17 protein-coding genes and 1 pseudogene are annotated in these 18,183 nt (G+C 59.0%); 5 read left to right on the top strand and 13 right to left on the bottom strand.

Annotation, left to right across the window (positions count from 1 at the left end):
- Window positions 1-5: 5 nt before the first annotated feature.
- The 6 genes from cyoD to BX591_RS33985 form a co-directional block, all read right to left on the bottom strand.
- Complete coding sequence (gene cyoD / locus BX591_RS34010) at window positions 6-362, bottom strand: cytochrome o ubiquinol oxidase subunit IV (RefSeq protein WP_111935693.1); 357 nt, start codon at window positions 360-362, stop codon at window positions 6-8.
- Window positions 359-982, bottom strand: a complete 624-nt coding sequence (locus BX591_RS34005) for a cytochrome c oxidase subunit 3 (protein WP_111935692.1) — start codon at window positions 980-982, stop codon at window positions 359-361. Before BX591_RS34005 ends, cyoD begins: the two co-directional genes overlap by 4 nt.
- On the bottom strand, window positions 979-3,090 hold the full coding sequence (locus tag BX591_RS34000) for a cbb3-type cytochrome c oxidase subunit I (RefSeq protein WP_111935691.1): 2,112 nt from the start codon (window positions 3,088-3,090) through the stop codon (window positions 979-981). Before BX591_RS34000 ends, BX591_RS34005 begins: the two co-directional genes overlap by 4 nt.
- A complete protein-coding gene (locus BX591_RS33995; protein ID WP_176343090.1) occupies window positions 3,087-4,028 on the bottom strand; it encodes a cytochrome ubiquinol oxidase subunit II family protein in 942 nt (313 codons plus the stop codon). Before BX591_RS33995 ends, BX591_RS34000 begins: the two co-directional genes overlap by 4 nt.
- Window positions 4,029-4,307: 279 nt before the next feature.
- Entirely contained in the window at window positions 4,308-6,095 is a 1,788-nt protein-coding gene (locus tag BX591_RS33990) for a glycoside hydrolase family 15 protein (RefSeq protein ID WP_111935690.1), read from the bottom strand.
- Window positions 6,096-6,147: 52 nt separating this feature from the next.
- Window positions 6,148-7,143 (bottom strand): SDR family oxidoreductase, encoded by a 996-nt coding sequence (locus tag BX591_RS33985; RefSeq protein WP_111935689.1) that lies wholly within the window; start codon window positions 7,141-7,143, stop codon window positions 6,148-6,150.
- 236 nt (window positions 7,144-7,379) lie between these two features.
- Here BX591_RS33985 and BX591_RS33980 point away from each other — a divergent pair, with 236 nt between their 5' ends.
- A complete protein-coding gene (locus tag BX591_RS33980) occupies window positions 7,380-8,957 on the top strand; it encodes a GMC oxidoreductase (protein WP_111935688.1) in 1,578 nt (525 codons plus the stop codon).
- A gap of 22 nt (window positions 8,958-8,979) precedes the next feature.
- Window positions 8,980-9,471, top strand: coding sequence for a DoxX family protein (locus tag BX591_RS33975; protein ID WP_208459628.1), 492 nt, complete (start codon window positions 8,980-8,982; stop codon window positions 9,469-9,471).
- A gap of 573 nt (window positions 9,472-10,044) precedes the next feature.
- Here the strand turns inward: BX591_RS33975 and BX591_RS33970 are convergent.
- On the bottom strand, window positions 10,045-10,743 hold the full coding sequence (locus BX591_RS33970; protein ID WP_111935687.1) for an IS6 family transposase: 699 nt from the start codon (window positions 10,741-10,743) through the stop codon (window positions 10,045-10,047).
- A gap of 279 nt (window positions 10,744-11,022) precedes the next feature.
- On the opposite strand from BX591_RS33970, the gene BX591_RS33965 reads away from it, so the two are divergent.
- Window positions 11,023-11,754, top strand: coding sequence for an IS6 family transposase (locus tag BX591_RS33965; protein ID WP_111935686.1), 732 nt, complete (start codon window positions 11,023-11,025; stop codon window positions 11,752-11,754).
- Window positions 11,755-11,807: 53 nt separating this feature from the next.
- Here BX591_RS33965 and BX591_RS33960 read toward each other — a convergent pair.
- From BX591_RS33960 to BX591_RS33950, 3 genes and pseudogenes are all read right to left on the bottom strand, one after another.
- Window positions 11,808-12,143: pseudogene (locus tag BX591_RS33960) on the bottom strand (IS110 family transposase); the annotation flags it as partial.
- A gap of 306 nt (window positions 12,144-12,449) precedes the next feature.
- A complete protein-coding gene (locus tag BX591_RS33955; protein WP_338068914.1) occupies window positions 12,450-13,019 on the bottom strand; it encodes a GNAT family N-acetyltransferase in 570 nt (189 codons plus the stop codon).
- A 169-nt stretch (window positions 13,020-13,188) separates the two neighbouring features.
- Complete coding sequence (locus BX591_RS33950) at window positions 13,189-13,596, bottom strand: MAPEG family protein (protein ID WP_111935684.1); 408 nt, start codon at window positions 13,594-13,596, stop codon at window positions 13,189-13,191.
- Window positions 13,597-13,721: 125 nt separating this feature from the next.
- Here BX591_RS33950 and BX591_RS33945 point away from each other — a divergent pair, with 125 nt between their 5' ends.
- Complete coding sequence (locus BX591_RS33945) at window positions 13,722-14,681, top strand: GlxA family transcriptional regulator (RefSeq protein WP_111935683.1); 960 nt, start codon at window positions 13,722-13,724, stop codon at window positions 14,679-14,681.
- Between the two features lie 447 nt (window positions 14,682-15,128).
- Here BX591_RS33945 and BX591_RS33940 read toward each other — a convergent pair whose 3' ends face one another.
- The 3 genes from BX591_RS33940 to BX591_RS33930 are packed head-to-tail and all read right to left on the bottom strand — an operon-like array spanning window position 15,129 to window position 16,875.
- Complete coding sequence (locus tag BX591_RS33940) at window positions 15,129-15,974, bottom strand: MBL fold metallo-hydrolase (protein ID WP_111935682.1); 846 nt, start codon at window positions 15,972-15,974, stop codon at window positions 15,129-15,131.
- A 21-nt stretch (window positions 15,975-15,995) separates the two neighbouring features.
- The gene (locus BX591_RS33935) at window positions 15,996-16,322 is read right to left on the bottom strand and encodes a hypothetical protein (RefSeq protein ID WP_111935681.1); all 327 of its coding nucleotides are present in this window, start codon (window positions 16,320-16,322) and stop codon (window positions 15,996-15,998) included.
- Window positions 16,323-16,329: 7 nt separating this feature from the next.
- Entirely contained in the window at window positions 16,330-16,875 is a 546-nt protein-coding gene (locus BX591_RS33930; protein WP_111935680.1) for a sugar ABC transporter, read from the bottom strand.
- 166 nt (window positions 16,876-17,041) lie between these two features.
- Between BX591_RS33930 and BX591_RS33925 the strand changes: the two genes are divergently transcribed.
- Complete coding sequence (locus BX591_RS33925; protein ID WP_111935679.1) at window positions 17,042-17,935, top strand: LysR substrate-binding domain-containing protein; 894 nt, start codon at window positions 17,042-17,044, stop codon at window positions 17,933-17,935.
- The last annotated feature ends 248 nt before the right edge of the window (window positions 17,936-18,183 follow it).

Here is an 18,183-nt window from a genome sequence, read left to right as displayed (position 1 = left end):
CTGCGTCAGGGGATCGAAGACATCTCCATGCGAAATGCCAGACTGGTCATGATCCAGACCGTCCCACCAACCATGATGGTAATTAACAGCGCCGAAAACAGAATCAACTGGAGGTCCTCGCGCTGATGAGAAAAGCTGATGTGCAGAAAGAATCGAAAGTGCACGACGATCTGTACCAGCGCACAGGCCCCAATCACGATCAGCAATGTCAACCGCGACACATCGGCCCAGTGAATCAGTGCAAAGGGCACCAGAGTCAGCAGCAGCGCGGTAGCGCCGCCCTGCAGGTACGATCGAAACTCCCGGCGTTCGTTCTTCGCCGCGTCGACGTCGTCCGCGGCAGTGTGTGTTGGTTCGCTCATGTCAGCCCTGCCAAATAAACCACCGAAAAAATGGCGACCCAGACGATGTCGAGGAAGTGCCAGAATAGCGCGAGCCGCATGATGCCCACTTTCGTCGCGGTATCCACGCCATAGCGCGCGATCTGACCCATCAGGCAGAGCAACCAGACGCACCCGCCAATGACGTGCAATCCGTGCAGGGGCACGAGGCCAAAGAAGGCGGACAGGTAGCCGCTGCGGCCGGGAACGCCGCCCTTGGCAAACATGGCGCTGAAATCATGGAGTTCAAAAGCCAGGAACGCGACTCCGAACATGAGCGTTGCCGCGAGCCACGCGATAAGCCTCGGGGTGCCGTGTTTGTACTTGAGTGTGATTGAGGCAAATCCGAATGTCACGCTGCTCGTCAGGAGTAACAGTGTCTCAATTAAAGTGCTCTTGATGTCAAAGAGTTGGTGAGGGCCCGGGCCGCCCGCCGTCGCATTCAGAGACGTTACATAGGATGCGAATGCCAGCCCGAACAGAAGGGCATCGCTCATCAAAAACACCCAGAAACCGAAGATCAGGTTCTCGGCGGCTTCGTGATCGGGGCCGTGTGCCGACGTCAGGTTCACGCCTGGATACTTCGCGGCATCGCGGCTCATGGCACCATCCCCTCGGACACTTGCTGCGCAAGCCCTTCGTTGGCAGGTGTACGTTCATCGGCACGGGAAATAGCCGTGGCCGACTCCACGACATCGAGCCATCGATAGTGATCCTTGCGCACTTCCTCCGCGGTGACGATGCGTGTGGTGTTCCGGGCGAAGCCTCGCACGATCATGGTGGCGGCCGCGGCCACTGCAGAGAGCATCGTCATCCACCAGATCTGCCACACTAGGCCGAAGGCAAGTAAGAAGCCGACGATTGCGACGACTGGCCCCATTGCACTGTTCCTCGGCACCGTAATATCGGCGTATGCGTCCAAACGTTGGAAGGCTGTCCCGGTTTCCTTCGCAACAGTGAATGCGTCGCGACCGACGACGTGCGGAATAATCGCGAAGTTGTACTCCGGCGGTGGCGCGGATACCGACCATTCAAGACTTCGACCATCCCAGGGGTCGCCCGCAAACACACGGTGCGCCTCACGCTGTTTGATGGAAACCCAGAGTTGCAGGACCAGCAGGCCAAGCGCGATGACGATCAGCGCCGCGCCGAACAACGCCGTGGTCTCGAGTGGTACGTACCGTGGCTCCGAGTAAGCGACCGTGCGGCGAGGCATCCCCATCAGCCCCAAGGCGTAGAGCGGAAAGAAGGCAAGCATGAAACCGGCTATCCAGCACAGCGCGGAGCCTTTTCCGAGGCCTTCGTGAAGACGAAAGCCGAAGGCCTTTGGAAACCAGTAATGGTAGGCGGCAATCATGCCGAACAACAGTCCCGGTACTGCGACGTTGTGGAAGTGCGCGACCAGGAAAACACTGTTATGCACCTGGTAGTCGATGCCGGGGTCCGCAAGCAGGATGCCGCTGATGCCGCCCAGCACGAAGAGCAGCATGAAGCCGATCGAATAGAGCATCGGCACCGTGAAGCGTATCCGGCCGCGAAACATCGTCGCCATCCAGTCGTAGATCTTTACGCCAGTCGGAATGCCAATCAACATCGAGGCAATCCCAAACACTGCATTGATATTCGCGCTCTGACCCATGGTGAAGAAATGGTGCAACCAGACAGTGAAAGACAGGATTGCAATAGCCATGGTCGCCGTCACGAGCGTCCGGTACCCGAACAGCATTTTGCTGGAGAAGGTGGAGATGACTTCCGAGTAGACGCCAAATGCAGGCAGAATCAGAATGTAGACTTCCGGATGTCCAAATAACCAGAACAGGTTGGCGAAATGCATCATGTTGCCGCCAAGCTCGTTGGTAAAAAAGTGAAACCCGAGATATCGGTCGAGTGCCAGCTGGGCTGTTGCCACCGTCAGCGGCGGCATCGCAAAAATCATTAGAATGCTGGTGCACAGGGCGGTCCACGTGAACAGTGGCATGTGCATGTATTTCATTCCGGGTGCACGCCCCTTGTAGATGGTGACGGCAAAATTGATTCCAGTGAAGGTTGAACTCAAGGAAGCCAGCGACAATGCCCATATCCAGTAATCCGGTCCCACGCCGGGGCTGAAGGTTGCCTCGGTGTAGGGTGGATAGCCGAACCAGCCGCCGGTTGAGAATGTGCCGATGCACAGCGAGATCATCACCAATGCCGCGCCGGCCGCGGTCAGCCCTAGACTAATCGAGTTGAGTACGGGAAACGCGACGTCGCGCGCGCCGATCTGCAAAGGGATGACATAGTTAATGATGCCGGTCAGGAACGGCATTGCCATGAAGAAGATCATGATGGTGCCGTGGGTACTGAAAAGCTGCGCAAAGTGATCGGCTGACAAGAACCCGCCATTCAGGCCGAAGGCCTGTTGCGTACGGATCAAAAGGGCTTCGATCAGCGCACGCGCGAGCATCACGAAAGCCAGTACCACATACATAATGCCAATCTTCTTGTGATCGGGGCTGGTCAGCCATTCGTTCCACAGAACTGCCCACTTGCGGTAGCGGGTAATCAACATAATGGTGACGATTGCGCCGATGCCGACCATCGAGGCCGCTCCGGTCGCAATGATGCCGTTGATCAGGTTTCTTTTGCTGGGGTGTTGCACCATTTGCCAGAATGGCAACGCGTCCAGGCTCAGCCGTCCAAGCGGATGGACAAGAAGATCGGGGAGGCTCATGGCTTTTGCTCCGCAGGGGACAAACTCGCGTGATCGACGACCGGCTTCGTCGGCGATTCAGGTAGACCGCTGTCTGACTTGAAACTGGGCGTGGTGCCCGCCATCGTTGCCATGACGATGCGGGAGAATATGTCGTATGTCGCCCGACTGAATGAGATATTGCCCACCCCGGCGTTCTGTCCCAGAGCTTTCATGAGTTGTGCAGGCGTTGTGCGCTGTGCTATCAGCTTTAGTGTCCTTGCATCGAGTGTCAAACCGTCGGACCGACTGTGTTTGACCCAATCGTCGAATGCTTCTGGGGTCATTGCCACGGCTGTGAAACGTTGCTGATGGAAGCCGTCGCCGTTGTACATGGTGTTTTCACCCATGAAGCGTCCGGGCGCATCCGCCTGCAAGTGCAGTTGGGTGACCATGCCGCCCATCGCGTAGATCTGACCGCCTAGTGCGGGTATCTGCAGCGACTGCATCACCGTGGCGGATGTCAACTGCATTGCCACGGGCCGCCCGACGGGCAATGGCAGTAAGCCAATGCTAGCGACGCCCTGGTCGGGATAGATGAAGAGCCATTTCCAGTCGTAACCGATCACGAGAACACGCAGTGGCGGCGCATTGGAGACAATGGGCCGGTACGGATCGAGCGCATGCGTGCTTCGCCACACCAGCACCGCCAGCAGCACCACGATCACTACCGGTCCGCTCCACGCGGCAATCTCCAGCACGTTGGAATACCCCCATCTGGGCGCATAGCGGGACGACTTCGCGCCGTAGCGATAACGCCAGGCTATCCACGGGACAAGTAGAAAGATCGGCAACGCAACGAAGATCGCCAGCAGCGACACCATCTCGACAAAATGGGCGCGCTGTGTCGCCGCCACGGGGCCCTGAGGACTCAGGAAACTAAGATGACTATTGCCCGCGCACGCACTCAGCGCGAGCATCGCCGCGCCTATGAGCCCTCCGCGGGCGGCGGCAGAAAGGCCGAGCGACGGCAGGGATTTCGGCCGCGCGTCCAGACTTGGCGGCCTCATTTGTCGACGCCGGTTACATAGCCGCCCGCATTCGACGCGAGCCGCGCGGCAGCCTTTGCAAGATCGCCACAGGGGCCGGTCGCGCTGCCAGACGCCAGGTGTGGCAAACGGTGGGCGTCTGAATTGGCAGGCGCGGACGAATCTTTCGAGGCTTGGCCGGTCATGAAAACTCCTGCAGAGCGCGCCTCTTCAACTGCCGCCGCGATTGATCGTCGGCCCGCAGAGATTGAGCGCGGTATTGACAATAGCTAGATGGGTCAACGCCTGCGGAAAGTTGCCCGCGAGATGCTTACCCGGCACGTTGTATTCTTCCGATAACAATCCGAGTTCATTGCTTACCGCAAGTACGCGCTCGAATTGCGCCCGTGCTTCAGCGGTACGACCCTGCAAAATCAGGCAGTCCGCCATCCAGCATGAGCACGCGAGAAACGCACCCTCGTTCGGACCGTCCAGCCGCGCCTTCGTGCGGCGAATCAAACCGCCCTCGGTGAGATCACGCTGGATCCTTGAAATCGTTGCAGCCATGCGAGGCTCGTCGGCCGGCAGAAAGCCGACCAGCGGAAGCAGAAGCAGGCTTGCATCGATCTCCTGGCCGCCATAATGCTGAGTAAAGCTGCCCAGGCCTTCATTCCAGCCTTCGCGGCAGACTTGTGCGTGCACCAGCGAACGTATTGCCACGATCCGCTCAAATAGTTCCGGCTCGACGGCATTGACGGTTCCTGCCGCTTCATGGTGTCGAATGAAACGATCGAATGCGACCCAGGCCATAACCTTCGAGTAAGTGTATTGCCGGGCCTCGGCACGGGACTCCCAGACACCCGAGCCCTCGCTGTCCCACATCGTCGCAAGGTGCTCGACGATTTTCAGCGCGACTGCGGCTTCCTGTTGCGATGTGGGCACGCCGCCGCGGCGCGCGAGGTCGAGGCAATCGAGCACTTCTCCGAAGACATCGATCTGATGCTGCGTCGAGGCGGCATTGCCCACACGCACCGGCTTCGAATGCTTGTATCCCGGTAGCGCATCCACCGTCCACTCGGCCAGATGCCTCGAGCCATCGACGCGATACATGATCCGCATGTGCTCCGGCGAGCCGGCAATGGCGCGCAGCAGCCAGTCTCGCCAGGCCTGCGCTTCGCCATCAAAGCCGGCATTGAGAAGCGCGCCTAAAGTGAAACTCGCATCCCGAAGCCAGCAATAGCGGTAGTCCCAGTTCATCTTGCCACCCGGCGTCTCAGGCAAGGAGGTCGTCGGCGCCGCGATCAATCCGCCGCTCGATTGATGGATCAATGCCTTGAGGGTGAGCAGGGAGCGACGCACTTCGTGAGGCCAGTCAGTCTTAGAATCGTCGAAACGGCCTATCCAGTTGCGCCAGAATTGCTGCGTCGCGAACAACGCGGCATCCGCGTCGATGGCAGCGGGCGGAGGCTGATGAGAGGGTCCATAACTGAGCACGAACGCGAACTGGCTTCCTTCGCGGATATCGAATTCGGTTTCGGTAACATGCGCCTTCACTTCGAGTCGCATCGGCGCGCGCAAAATCACGAGATCGGGGCCGACTTTCGCGATCATGCTCTCGCCTTCAACAGTCGACCAGGGCGGCAACGCGCCATAGTTGAATCGGAGACGCAAGGTCGATTTCATCCTGACGCTCCCGCGCAAGCCGACGACGATGCGCACGACGGATGAAAACGTCGTACGCATCGGCATGAAATCGATGATTCGCACGGCACCGTCCGCTGTCTCGAAGTCAGTTTCGACGACTAACGTGTCTTGCTGGTAGCGGCGGCCTTGATTCACTGCCGGGCAGATCGGCGCCATCGACCAGTGACCGTTTTCCGGCGTGCCGAGCAGAGCGGCGAAGCATGCGTCGTCATCGAAGCGTGGCCAGCACAACCAGTCGATCGAGCCATCGCGGCTCACCAACGCGGCGGTTTCGCCATCGCCCAACAGGGCGTAACCCTCGATCGAGGTACTCATTGCAGGTCTATCCGATGCGATAAGGTGTGAACGAAAGAGTGGATTGAGCCGGTCACACGTTATGTTTTTTGGCGAGCCAATGGATCCCGCCGATCACACCTAGCGCCGCCAGTGCCCAAAAGGCAGAACGGTGGCGGTCGGTGAACATTTCCCAGCTACCAACCTTCGACTCGTCGTCAAAGCGGCCATGCGCGCCGTAGTTACCCGGCACCGGTTCGTACAGGTTGGCCGGCGGGTCCGCCGCGAGCGGTATATCCGTTAGCTGGCCTTTATAGCCTGCCGAGGCCAGATACCTGTCGATCAAGCCCGGAGCGAAGCGATTCGCGAGAATCGCTTTGACGGTCGGAAAGCCGACCCACACCTCACGTCGTTTGTGGGTCGCTGCAAAGAAGATAGCTCGGGCCGGCACCTCGGGCTCGAAGATCGGCGCAACGGGCTTTGCCTTCACACCCATCTTGTTCATCGCCCAATCGAATTGCGGCGTGTTCACTGCCGGCAGATCGACCGTCGTCAATTGAATCTTCAGCTTGTCGTGGATGATTTCCGAACGAAGCGCATCGGTAAAGCCGCGAATGGCGGATTTGGCGCCACAGTAGATCGATTGCAGCGGCACCGATCGATAGGCGAGCGCCGATCCAACATTGACGATCGTGCCTCGATTGCGTACTCGCATTCGCGACAACGCCGCCATCGTGCCGTGTACCTGCCCAAGGTACGTAACCCGCGTCCCACGCTCGAATTCCTGTGCGCTCAGCTGCGAGACCGGAGCAAACACCGTGGCCATCGCGACGTTCACCCATACATCGATCGGCCCAAGCTCCGCCTCCGCAGACGTGGCGGCTGCTTCGACGGCTTCGGCATCGGCAACGTCAGTGGGTATAGAAAGGGCGCGAATACCGTAGCGACTCTGCAACTCGGCACCTACCCGTGCCAGTCGATCCGGATCGCGCGCCAGCAACGCGATGTCATAGCCGTGACGCGCGAACTCTTCGACAGTCGCCCGCCCCACTCCCGCGCTGGCCCCTGTCACAACCACGACTTTTGCCATGATCTGTCATCCAATGCATACATTTATGGTGAGGATGCCCGAAGGCGGATCGCCGTCACGTCCCGCAAGCGAGAAGTTGAAGCAGGCCAAACGACCCCAGCAAGGAACGGGCCGCTGCCCCACCTTTGTTTATTACGTGATACTTACAGGATCAATTCGTGCGACGCGATGGACTCCAGATAGCGTCGTCCTCATGCCCATTCACCGCAGTCCTAGGCATATCGTCGAGGAAATTGATGAGCCACTACGATGTCATTGTGATCGGGAGCGGACCGGGTGGTGCGTCGCTCGCCCAGAAGCTGGCCTCCACGGGCAAGCGAATCTTGTTGCTCGAACGCGGCGACTACCTCAAGCGCGAGCCCGCGAACTGGGATTCGAAAACGGTGTTCGTCGACGCCAGGTACCAAACTCGTGAAATCTGGTATGGCGCCGATGGCAGCAAGTTTCAGCCTGGATTGCACTACTACGTAGGCGGGAATTCGAAGGTTTATGGGGCGGCGCTGTTCAGGCTTCGCGAACGCGATTTCGAAGAACTCCAGCATAAGGACGGGATGTCCCCCGCGTGGCCGCTCAAATACGCCGATTTCGAACCGTACTATGCTGAAGCGGAACGCCTGTTCCACGTCCACGGGCAACGCGGCGAAGACCCTTGCGAACCAGCTGCCAGCACACCGTTTCCCTATCCGGCGGTATCCCATGAGCCGCGTATCCAGGCGCTCAACGACGCGCTGCTTAAGGCGGGTCTTCATCCGTTTCACTTGCCGCTAGGCATACTCCTCGATGAAAAAGACGGTAACGTTACGCCGACGAGCACGTGCATTCGTTGCGATGCGTTTGACGGCTTCCCATGTCTGCTCAACGGCAAGGCGGACGCGCAGGTGATGTGCGTCGATCCGGCGTTGGCGGCTTATCCAAACCTCACGCTAATGACAAGGGCTTACGTGAGCCGGCTCGAAACCGATCCGTCCGGTCGAACCGTAACGGGCGTACGCGTTCACCACGCGGACACGGAGGAACACTACACGGGCGATATCGTTGTGGTCGCGTGCGGGGCGCTGTCATCGGCGCTGTTGCTATTGCGCTCCGGCTGTGACAAACATCCGGGCGGCCTGGCTAACGGTTCCGATCAGGTCGGCCGCAATTACATGCGTCACAACCAGTCGATATTGATGGCGCTCATGCGCGAGCCAAACGACACGGTCTTTCAAAAGACGCTGGCCATCAGTGACTTCTATTTCGGGGCGGACGATTGGGAATACCCGCTCGGCCTGATCCAGATGTGTGCAACCTCCCACGCCGACCAGATCCGGGGCGAGGCGCTGCCGAGTTGGCTCGAATGGCTACCGGAAATGCCGTTCGAGACGATGGCACGCCATTCCATGGACTTCTGGCTGTCAACCGAGGACCTGCCACGCCCCGACAACCGGATTCGGTACGACGGGGACCGGGTGGTCCTCGACATCAAGGAAGGCAACATGGAAGCCCATCACAGGTTGAAGAAAAAACTCGAAGGGCTGCTCGCTGACGCGGGGGGCCATGCAAGGATGATGGAGCGCAATCTTTACCTGGGCAAGAACATCCCCATTGGGGGCACCGCTCATCAAGCGGGTACGCTGCGCTTCGGTACGAACCCGGCGACATCGGTACTCGACGTGAATTGCAAGGCGCACGAACTCGACAACCTTTACGTCACCGACGCCAGCTTCTTTCCGTCGATCGGCGCGGTCAATCCGACCTTGACGATCATCGCCAATGCGCTGCGTGTCGCCGATCGGATCAGCAAGCGTCTGGGCGTAAAGCCGGCGACTGCCTGATCACCGGCAGAGAGGCCGAATCGTGGATTTTTTCGATCTGATCGCCGTTCCGCTGATCGTACGGGCGAGTCTCGTGATCATGTTTCCTTTTAGCGCATTCGACAAGATCGTCCATTGGAAGGCGGCGATGCAGCAAGCGACGTCGTCCTTCTTGCCGGGAGGCGCAATATTGCTCGTGACCGCCATTGTCGTGGAGTTCGCGACGCCCCTGTGCATTGTGACCGGCTGGCATGACCGGCTCGCGGCGTTCGTGCTCGCGGGCTTTTGCGCCGTGACGGCGCTCCTGTACCACCCGTTCTGGAAATTTCCGCACTTTTGGTCCAAAGCTGGCGAAGGACGCAGCCACTTCTGGGACTTCCTGAAGAACTTTGGCCTGGTGGGCGGGCTGCTGTTGATCGTGATTGGTGGAATACCGGCGCACGTCACTTCCGTGCTGGAACACCCGCTTTCCTCTGCGTCTTATTCGGCTGAAACATCGATACCGGCGTCATCACATTCCATCGCTAACCCGTAACAGCGCCGAGCTCACTTTGCGAGGATCTTCACCTCTACTTCCGATACAAACAGCCCATCGGGAATCGACTAAAACGAATGGAGCGGCCGCCGTGCAGTAAGCGCACATCGGCGCCCGACGGCGAACGCCCCTGCGGTTGCAACACGTATTGCCAGAATCGGAAATACTGCCGTTGCCCGACGGATCCCGCAGCCAGGCGTGGTACACCAGCCGTCCGGCGACGTTGGATCGTAAGTTTGTACGATCGACCCCCTGTGACCGCAGGCACAGGCGACGTAAGTGAAAGCGTGAATCATCATGCGGGGCTCCCTGTGCGCCAGGTCTAGCCCGGAGACGAATTATCCAGCCACTCCAGAAGAGAAGGGCGCATCGAGAAAGTGGGCCGGTTCAACCACGCTGCGACCTCGCCCCGTATCTCCGGCAGGAAGTCCTCGAGCTCAACAGGAAGATGACAACGCCAGGCTTGTCGACCAATAAGCTGGCTCCCTGCAGCCGCCCCCCGTCCCAGTAGAGTACCGGGCTTTGTCGCGGTAAGGATCAAGGGACGAACCAGATCGATATGTAAAGTACTGCTCAACTTGCGAGATCGTAGAATTGATCAGCGGCGGACGGATGGGTTCCGCGAGCGCACTCCATCTGTCCTTTCGCGATCATGTGCATAAGCTCAATGCCGGCCAGAAGGATCCGGGCACAGCGAAAATTCTTGAAGCCCAGCATCGGCCGGGTGCGCCGCTTGATCGCCCGATGGTCCTGTTCGACGAGGTTGTTGAGATATTTGGACTGGCGGATCTTGATATGCGTTTCACGATCAGCATTGATCGCTTCAAGCGCGGCCAGATTGGCACCGCTTTTGTCGATGGTCACCGTCTCGGGCACCCCATTCCGGGCGATCGATTTTTCAAAGTAACGCCGGGCTGCAGTCTTGTCACGATGGGCGCGCAGCAGGAAGTCGATGGTGTTGCCGTCCTTGTCAACGGCGCGGTAGAGGTATTTCCAGTCGCCCTTGACGCGGATGTACGTCTCATCCATGCGCCAGCTCTTTCCAACTGGCCGCTTGCGACGGCGAAACGCTTTCTCCAGTACCGGCAACAGCTTGAGCGCCCAGCGATGGACGGTCGAATGATCGACCGCAATTCCACGTTCGGCCATCATTTCTTCAAGATGACGCAGACTTAGCGGATAAGCGACGTACCAGCGCACGCACCTCAGAATCACCTCCAGCGGATAGTGCAGGCGTTTCAGTACCTTGGCAGCCGGGTTCAGCATCTTCATCGATTCTCTCATCGGCAACTTTGTATCGCCGGAATTCTACAGTCCATCTCTTACTGCGACACAACCTTTGATTCCACTTTCTGCAAGTTGACGACGCCTTGAGAGGCGCCAGATGACATGTGCACTGGCCAAACTGCAGTCGACCAGTTTTACTCGTTACAGAATATGCATTCCTTATCATATTACATTTGCGTGTCCTGCAATTCTTATTGCGGCGGAACCGGCTGGGCTCTGGCCGGCGCTGTTAGGTTGATGGGGAGGCAGCGGTAGAATGAAGTGATGAAGAAGAGAAAATCCCTTTATCACGGCCACCGCTTCCCCGCCGTCGTTATCAGCTGTGCGGTTCGCTGGTATTTCCGGTTTAGCCTGAGCCTGCGCGACATTGAGGAGCTGTTGCTTGAGCGTGGTGTCGTGGTCACGTACGAAACGATCCGTTGCTGGTGCGACAAGTTCGGCACCAGATTCGCTCAGTGCGCGAAAGCGGCGCGGCGCAAGCCGGGCAGCACATGGCATTTGGACGAAATGTTCGTGACGCTGCGCGGTGAGCCGTATGTGTTATGGCGAGCGGTCGATGAGCACGGTGCCGAACTCGACGTGCTGGTGCAAAAGCGGCGCGACAAAGCTGCGGCAAAGCGCTTCTTCAGGAGGGTGCTGCGTTCAAACCCGGTGCCGCGCAAGATCGTTACCGACCAGCTGCGCAGCTATCCGGCGGCGATGGCTGATATTCCCGAGCTCGCTCATGTGAAGCACGTTTTCGTCAAGGCAGCTGCACGCGTGAACAACCGTGCCGAGAACAGCCATCAGCCGACTCGCAGGCGCGAACGCCAGATGTGCGGCTTTCGCGATGCGCGTCGCACGCAGGCGTTTCTCTCATGCTTCGGCCCGATCCGGCAGCACTTCGCGTTGCCCAGACATCAGATGAACGCGGCATGCCATCGCGCCACACTAAAGGAACGCTTCACCACATGGCATAGTTGGACCGTTACTGGCGCATTCGAGAAAGTTGTCTGATAAGGATAACTACGTTTTGGGTAAACAGGTAGCCTACGCCCGCCAACTTGACAGAGCCAACGCATGCTGGGGCGCGTCACTGCCTCACAGATTGCCGCGGCATCTGCTGCGTCGTTCTTGCCACGCTTGCCCGACATCCGGTATGGCGCAACGAGTTTCGGCGCCATCAGCTTCGCCGCGTGACCATACTGCTGGAACATCCGTGCCCAGTGGTGTGCACCTGAGCATGCGTCCATGCCGATGAGACAGGGCGGCAACTGGGCGATCAGTGCGAGCAGTTGATCGCGTGAGACGCGCGGTTTGATCAATACGGCCTTGCCGGCTTCATCCAATCCGTGAACCGCAAAGACGCTCTTGGCAAGATCGATTCCGGCGGTGACAACAGGCACGGACTTCCCCTTATGTTTGCGTTCGTTGGGCGTTCAAACTTCATCATGGTACGTTGATGCAGATTTGCGGCTTCCACCGCCGCCACGGGACGGGGAAGTCCCTTTCATTCGTTGGTGCCGCGACACGTCCAATGAATTCGCACAATACTCGTGGTTGCCAAATGTCCGGCACCAATCCAGGGCTGGCTCGTGTTGCAGGCGAACCGCAACGACGGACTAGAAGCCAAAGTCGTGGCGACCGACGTGTTGCTCACAAGCGACGACCTCGATTAGTGCGCCGCCATCAATGCATTGGCGCCGGCGCTTTCAGCCTCGTGTCAACCGATATAGCGCGAAGGCACGCCGGTCTTCGAAGCCCATGCGGCGATAAAGCCCGATTGCCGTCGCGTTGTCGGCGCGTACGTGTAGAAACGGCACGTCTCCGCGCTTGCGTATCTCGGCGCGAAGGATATTCATCAGACGGGCAGCGATGCCTTGACCGCGATAGTTATTGTCCACGCATACCGCGCTGATCTCGACGAAGCCGTCGAGCCGCATGCGTTCACCAGCCATCGCGATAAGGCGTTCTTTATCGCGCAAACCGATGTACTGACCTGTCTCGACGGTGCGTTGCGCGAATGGCCCGGGGTTGGTCTTAACCGCCAGTGCAATCATATCTTCGGCGTCGGCTGCGCTCAGACGTTCCACATCGTCCATGTCGCCTGATTCCATCGTGTGCGCGTCGGTCATTTGCAAGATATCGAAGAGTTTCTCTGCGCGCAGACCCGCCGCAATCGCAATGGACGATACATCGGTCAGCGCCTGAAGCAGAACCGACTCTCCCGGAGCGAGCAAGTCGGCAAGCTGTTCCAGCGCGTCTCCAGTCAAGCGCTCCACGGCGGCGAACGGGGCGATCGACGGAAAAAAGCGGCGCGCAAGGCCGTCGCCCGCGGCGAGTCGGGCTTGCTTCGAGGTGAGTGCTTCCCACGCGGGATTGTCGAGTCTGTCTGCATCGATTCTGTTCATGGTTCTTCTCTTGTGGAGGACGCCCGCCGGACGCTTGTGATCAGACCGCGTGTTCGAAGATCGTCAGTGCGAACACGACGGTGGCACCGAAGCCGGTCAGGAAAGCGAGCGTGCGAACGCCCGGCACGCCCGCCACGTAGACGACATAGTGAACCAGTCGCGCCAGCAAATAGACCTTGCCCGCAACGACAGTCGCCCCCGTTGAGACGCCGAGCGCCGCTGCGATGAGCACGAGCGGGGCGAACACCACGAGGTTCTCGACGGCATTGGCGTGAGCGCGCTTCGCCCGTTGTGCCCAGGCCGGATCGCCTGGCAGGAACGATGCGGGATTACCCAGCGCGCGCAGTGGCCCGTTGGTAGCGATCCGCGCGAGGATATAAGGCACCCACATGAGCGCCTTCGCCGCAGCGGCGATGGCGAGGCAAGCCAGTTCAGGAGTCGATTGCATGTGTTGTTGGGCGTTGTTTCGCAATGTCCGGACTCACGATGAGCCCGATTCGATGAACTTGATTCTAGGCATCGCGCCGCGTCGGAGCTATAGTCGCAAATGACAATATCAGGTTCATTTACGACATGAAGATCGGCATACTTGCGCTGGATGGCGTATTCGACACCGGACTCGCGACCCTGCTCGACACGTTCTCGACCGCCAACGAACTCGCGCTGGCCGGCGGCGCCGCCCGCGGGCCGCTTGAGATCGAAGTCGTGGGTTTCACGCGGCAGATCCGCACGGCCATGGGTTTGCGGATCGCTGTTGCGCCCGTGGGCGCTATCGGCAGGCCGGACTGGATTGTGATGCCGGCGCTTAACGCGAAGACTCGCGACGCGGTGCTCGCCGCACTCGAGCGGCGCGATGTCGTCGAGGCAAAGAAGCGTCTGAGAGCGTGGCGGGAAAAGCGAATCGGTATCGCGGCGGCGTGCATCGGCACGTTCGTGCTCGCCGACAGCGGACTGCTGGACGGCGAAGACGCGACCACCACCTGGTCGCTCGCACCCTTGTTCCGCGAGCGTTATGCGGCGGTCCGGCTGGACGATTCACGCATGGTCGTAAGTTCGAACGGCATCGTCACGGCGGGCGCGGCTATGGGTCATCTTGATCTCGCGCTTTGGTTCGTGCGGCAGGTGAGCCCCGAACTTGCAACGCTGGTCGCCCGTTTTTTGCTGATTGACAACCGTACGTCGCAGGCACAATACATCATCCCGGACTATTTGGCGCACGCCGATCCGCTGGTCGAGCGTTTTGAGCGATGGGCACGTGACAATCTGTCGAACGGTTTCTCACTGCAGGATGCGGCGAGTGCGCTCCACGTCCATACGCGCACCTTGCAGCGCAGGACGGAACTCGTGCTCGGCAAATCGCCGCTGGCGTTCTTTCAAGACCTGCGCGTCCAGCGAGCGCGTCAACTCGTCCTGGACGGTTGCGGCCTCGACATCGTGGCCGAGCGCGTTGGATACGCTGACGCTTCGACGTTGAGGAATCTTCTTCGCCGGAAACTCGGTCGCGGTATGCGCGACTTGAGAATGGACGGTTGATAGCTCGGGGCGTGGGCGGGCGCGGACCAGCTCCAGCCGTTTGCCTTCGTCGACGCACCACCATTTGCGCGACTGTTGAACTCTGACTGGAGACGTTGAGACGGCCGAGTACCGAGTGTCAGAGAAGAGTCGAACGCGGAAATTCGGAGCTGGGCTGGGGAGGTTGATCGTCGACCGGCGACGAACTTCTGCAGTCGGCCAAGAGCCGCCGTTCGCATGCGTCGTCCCTCGGACGTTCAAGCGTCGGCTTCACCCCGTAACCGGCCATCCGATTGACAAAGACAAACACTCCTTCATCGGCCGAAGCGGCCGCTCCGTTAGTGCAGTGAGAATGTCCCTTAATAAGCGCGAAGCGGCCACGGCTGTTGTCACTGCATCGCAGTGTTCGTAGTTGCTCCAGTGCAAGTGCCGGAGTGGTATCAGACATAGTTACTTCTGTGCGCGGCCTCATGCTTCGGTCTCGTAAAGCAGACCGTAGCTCCCGCTCGTTCGCTTGATTCGCGCGAAGCCGAGTTCCCCCAAATGCATACCTGCGATCAAAAGTCCCTCCGAACTGACCAGGTCCAGAAGCCGTGATCGTGTGGTGGCTGCCAGCGAGGGGTCTTGATCGAATGCAATCGATACGTCTGGCCGTTTAATCTGGATGTGAGGAAAATGAACAATATCTCCCCAAACAAGCAGGCCCTGATCAGGGGATTCGAAAAGATATCCGGAGTGTCCATCTGTGTGTCCCGGTAGCGGCATCGCTCTGATACCGGGAAGCACTTCCCCCTCATCGAAAGTGCGCAGCCTGTCGCGGTAGCCGTCGAACACTTGACGCGCGATCAGGAAGTTACCGCGGGCACGCTCGCTGGCATGACTTAGATTTCCGTCGTCCTGCCAGAATGCGACCTCTCGCTGATGAGCAACAAGCTCCGCATTCGGAAAGGTAATTTGTCCGGCTGTGTCCACCAGTCCTCCGACGTGGTCGGGATGGGCGTGTGTGAGCAAGATTGTGTCGATCCCGGCTGGATCGATGCCAGCAAGCGATAAATTGGTTCTCAGGCGGCCGCCCCATTGCTTGATGCCTCCCGCCCCACCGTCGATGAGAATTGTGCGGCCCGCTCCGCGTACCACATAGCAGTTGATATGTACGGCGGACGGCTCCTTCTGCCCTGCATCACTTTGCATTCTGGAGGCCTCGGACGAGTCGATATTCGAGAGGAAGTCCAGGCTAGCGGTGAGGTAGCCGTCGCTGATTGCGGTGATCGTGAAATCCCCGGCTCGCTGACTTGGAAACGTGATGGTGGACACAACTCTTCTCCAGAAGACTTCCTAATTGCGGGCGTGAATGTTCGACGCGGCATAACCAAAACAACGGATGCGCGCCGTGAGACCAGTGCAGCGCGCAATGGCGTCGTCCAAGGCTTCCATGAACTGGTTCATTACCGAAGGCGTGCGAAACGTCTCAAGGCGATATTTGACTTCCGCGAAGACGGGATGTCCGTGCCCACGGCGAACGTCGACATAGATGACATGAACGTTTTCGAGCGCCGCTTCAAGGACACTCGTACAGAGTTCGACGCAGTCGCGGGACAGCTCGGCAAGCCTCTCATCAGATGGCATTTGCCCCGTAGAAATATAGAAAGTGACATTGGGCATCGCGGACCTATTTTTCCTGTCCGGTCGAAACGGTGCGGGAGCTTATCAGCTGTTCCGTCATCGGCGAGTAGAGGTGGACGCCTTCAGACATGCTCTCGACACGCTGAGCGTTTCGCCGAGGCATTCTTGCGAGCCAACGGCGTTCCGGAAACTTCTCCAGCGCAACTGCTTGCATGGCCAACGGTGTGAGGCCCATCTGGATCAAAGGTTCAGGGCCGTTTGCACAAAGCACGAGGAGTTCGTCAGCATTTACCGCCGGCGCAAGGCCGATATCGCTGTAGAGATTTCGGTGCCAGTCGGTGATGTGTTGCTGCCACCTTGCGAAATTGCCGCCGCCTTTCTGGCGATATTCCTCTCCCTTTAATACATCGAGACCGTCAATCGTGTGGACGGCCAGGTAGACCGGGCAACCCTCGCTTAGCGACTTGAAGCGCTGCGACGTGTGAAAGCCAGTCACCGAGATGAGGGCGGGCAGCTTTTCAAGGCTGTAGAAGTCGTTCCATTCGGCTTCGCTGTTGGGATCGGCGAAGCTGCATTCCACGGTGTAGATCATCAGATTGTCCTTCGTGACGGCTAGGCATATTGCTGCAAACGATCCGTGTTCATTGCAGTAACGTAATGCTAATCTGATGTTTCCTGCGTATATAGCGATATAAAGTCAGCCTTCAGTGATGTTTTCTCAAGCTGGCGTCGAACGCATTCCATCCGGCGAGACTTCAATGCGACGTAAGATTCCAAGCAATTCCGCGCTCCTGGCCTTTGAGGCTGCGGCTCGACACGGCAGCTTCGCCCGCGCGGCCGAGGAATTAGCGCTGACCGAGGGTGCCATCAGTCGTCAGATCGGTCGCCTGGAGGCGTTTTTGGGTGTCGCGCTGTTCGAGCGCGTTGGAAATCGGGTGAGGCTTGCGCCCAACGGCACGCGATACGCGGTGCAGGTTCGCGAGATTCTGGATCGGCTGGAACGGGACAGCCTATATCTGATGGGGCAGCCCAAAGAGGGCGTGAGCATTGATATCGCCGCCATTCCGACCTTCGCCACCCGTTGGCTAATCCCTCGACTGAAACGCTTTCGAAATATGCATCCGAACATTACCGTGCATATCGCCGAGCGTATGGAGCCCTTCATTCTTGCCGGTAGCGGTTTCGATGCAGCAATCCATTTTGAGCATCCAGCATGGGCGGGTATGCATCTACATCACCTGCTGGAGGAGGTGCTTGTGCCCGTCTGTAGTCCGGCGCTCCTCGCCGACGCCGGTGCGAACATATCGCTAGATGAGCTGCCACGCCTTCACAGGCGACAAAACCCGGACGCGTGGCAGCTTTATGCACAAGAGGCTGGCATCGTGCTGACCAATTCGGCGGTTGGCGCACGTTACGACCTCCATTCCATGCTGATAGAGGCGGCGCTGGTCGGCCTGGGTGTTGCATTGGTGCCGCGTCTTTACATCGGGGCAGAGCTTGAACAAGGCCGTCTGGTCGCACCTTGGCCGGACGGCAAAGCGATTACCAAAAACTTCTGCCTCGTTCTTGCTGAGTCGATCGAGCTGAGTGAAGAGCCACTACAGGCATTTGCGAAATGGATTCTTCACGAAGCCCGGGGCTTAGCGGCTTAAAGCGGCGCCTGACGCTCATCACAAAACAGCCATACCTCCGCAGTTTCCCTCGCCAGGCGGCCGCCTCGCTTCGAATTGGCCGTCGCGAATCGACGAACGGCCGTTGTACCTTGAAAGCCGCCCTAAATGTCGCATTGGGTCGACAGACCGCAACGGGTGTGCGCCGTGAAAAGGTGGCGCTTTCCAGCGGGTGCAAGCCCCGCCCGGCAAATGCTCCAGCCGGAAGCAACCGGAGCAGCTATGGAGGC

It is taken from the genome of Paraburkholderia bryophila, from assembly GCF_003269035.1.
Lineage (GTDB): Bacteria > Pseudomonadota > Gammaproteobacteria > Burkholderiales > Burkholderiaceae > Paraburkholderia > Paraburkholderia bryophila.
The sequence above is the reverse complement of the archived record's forward strand: the minus strand, read 5'-3'. Positions and strand labels throughout refer to the sequence as shown.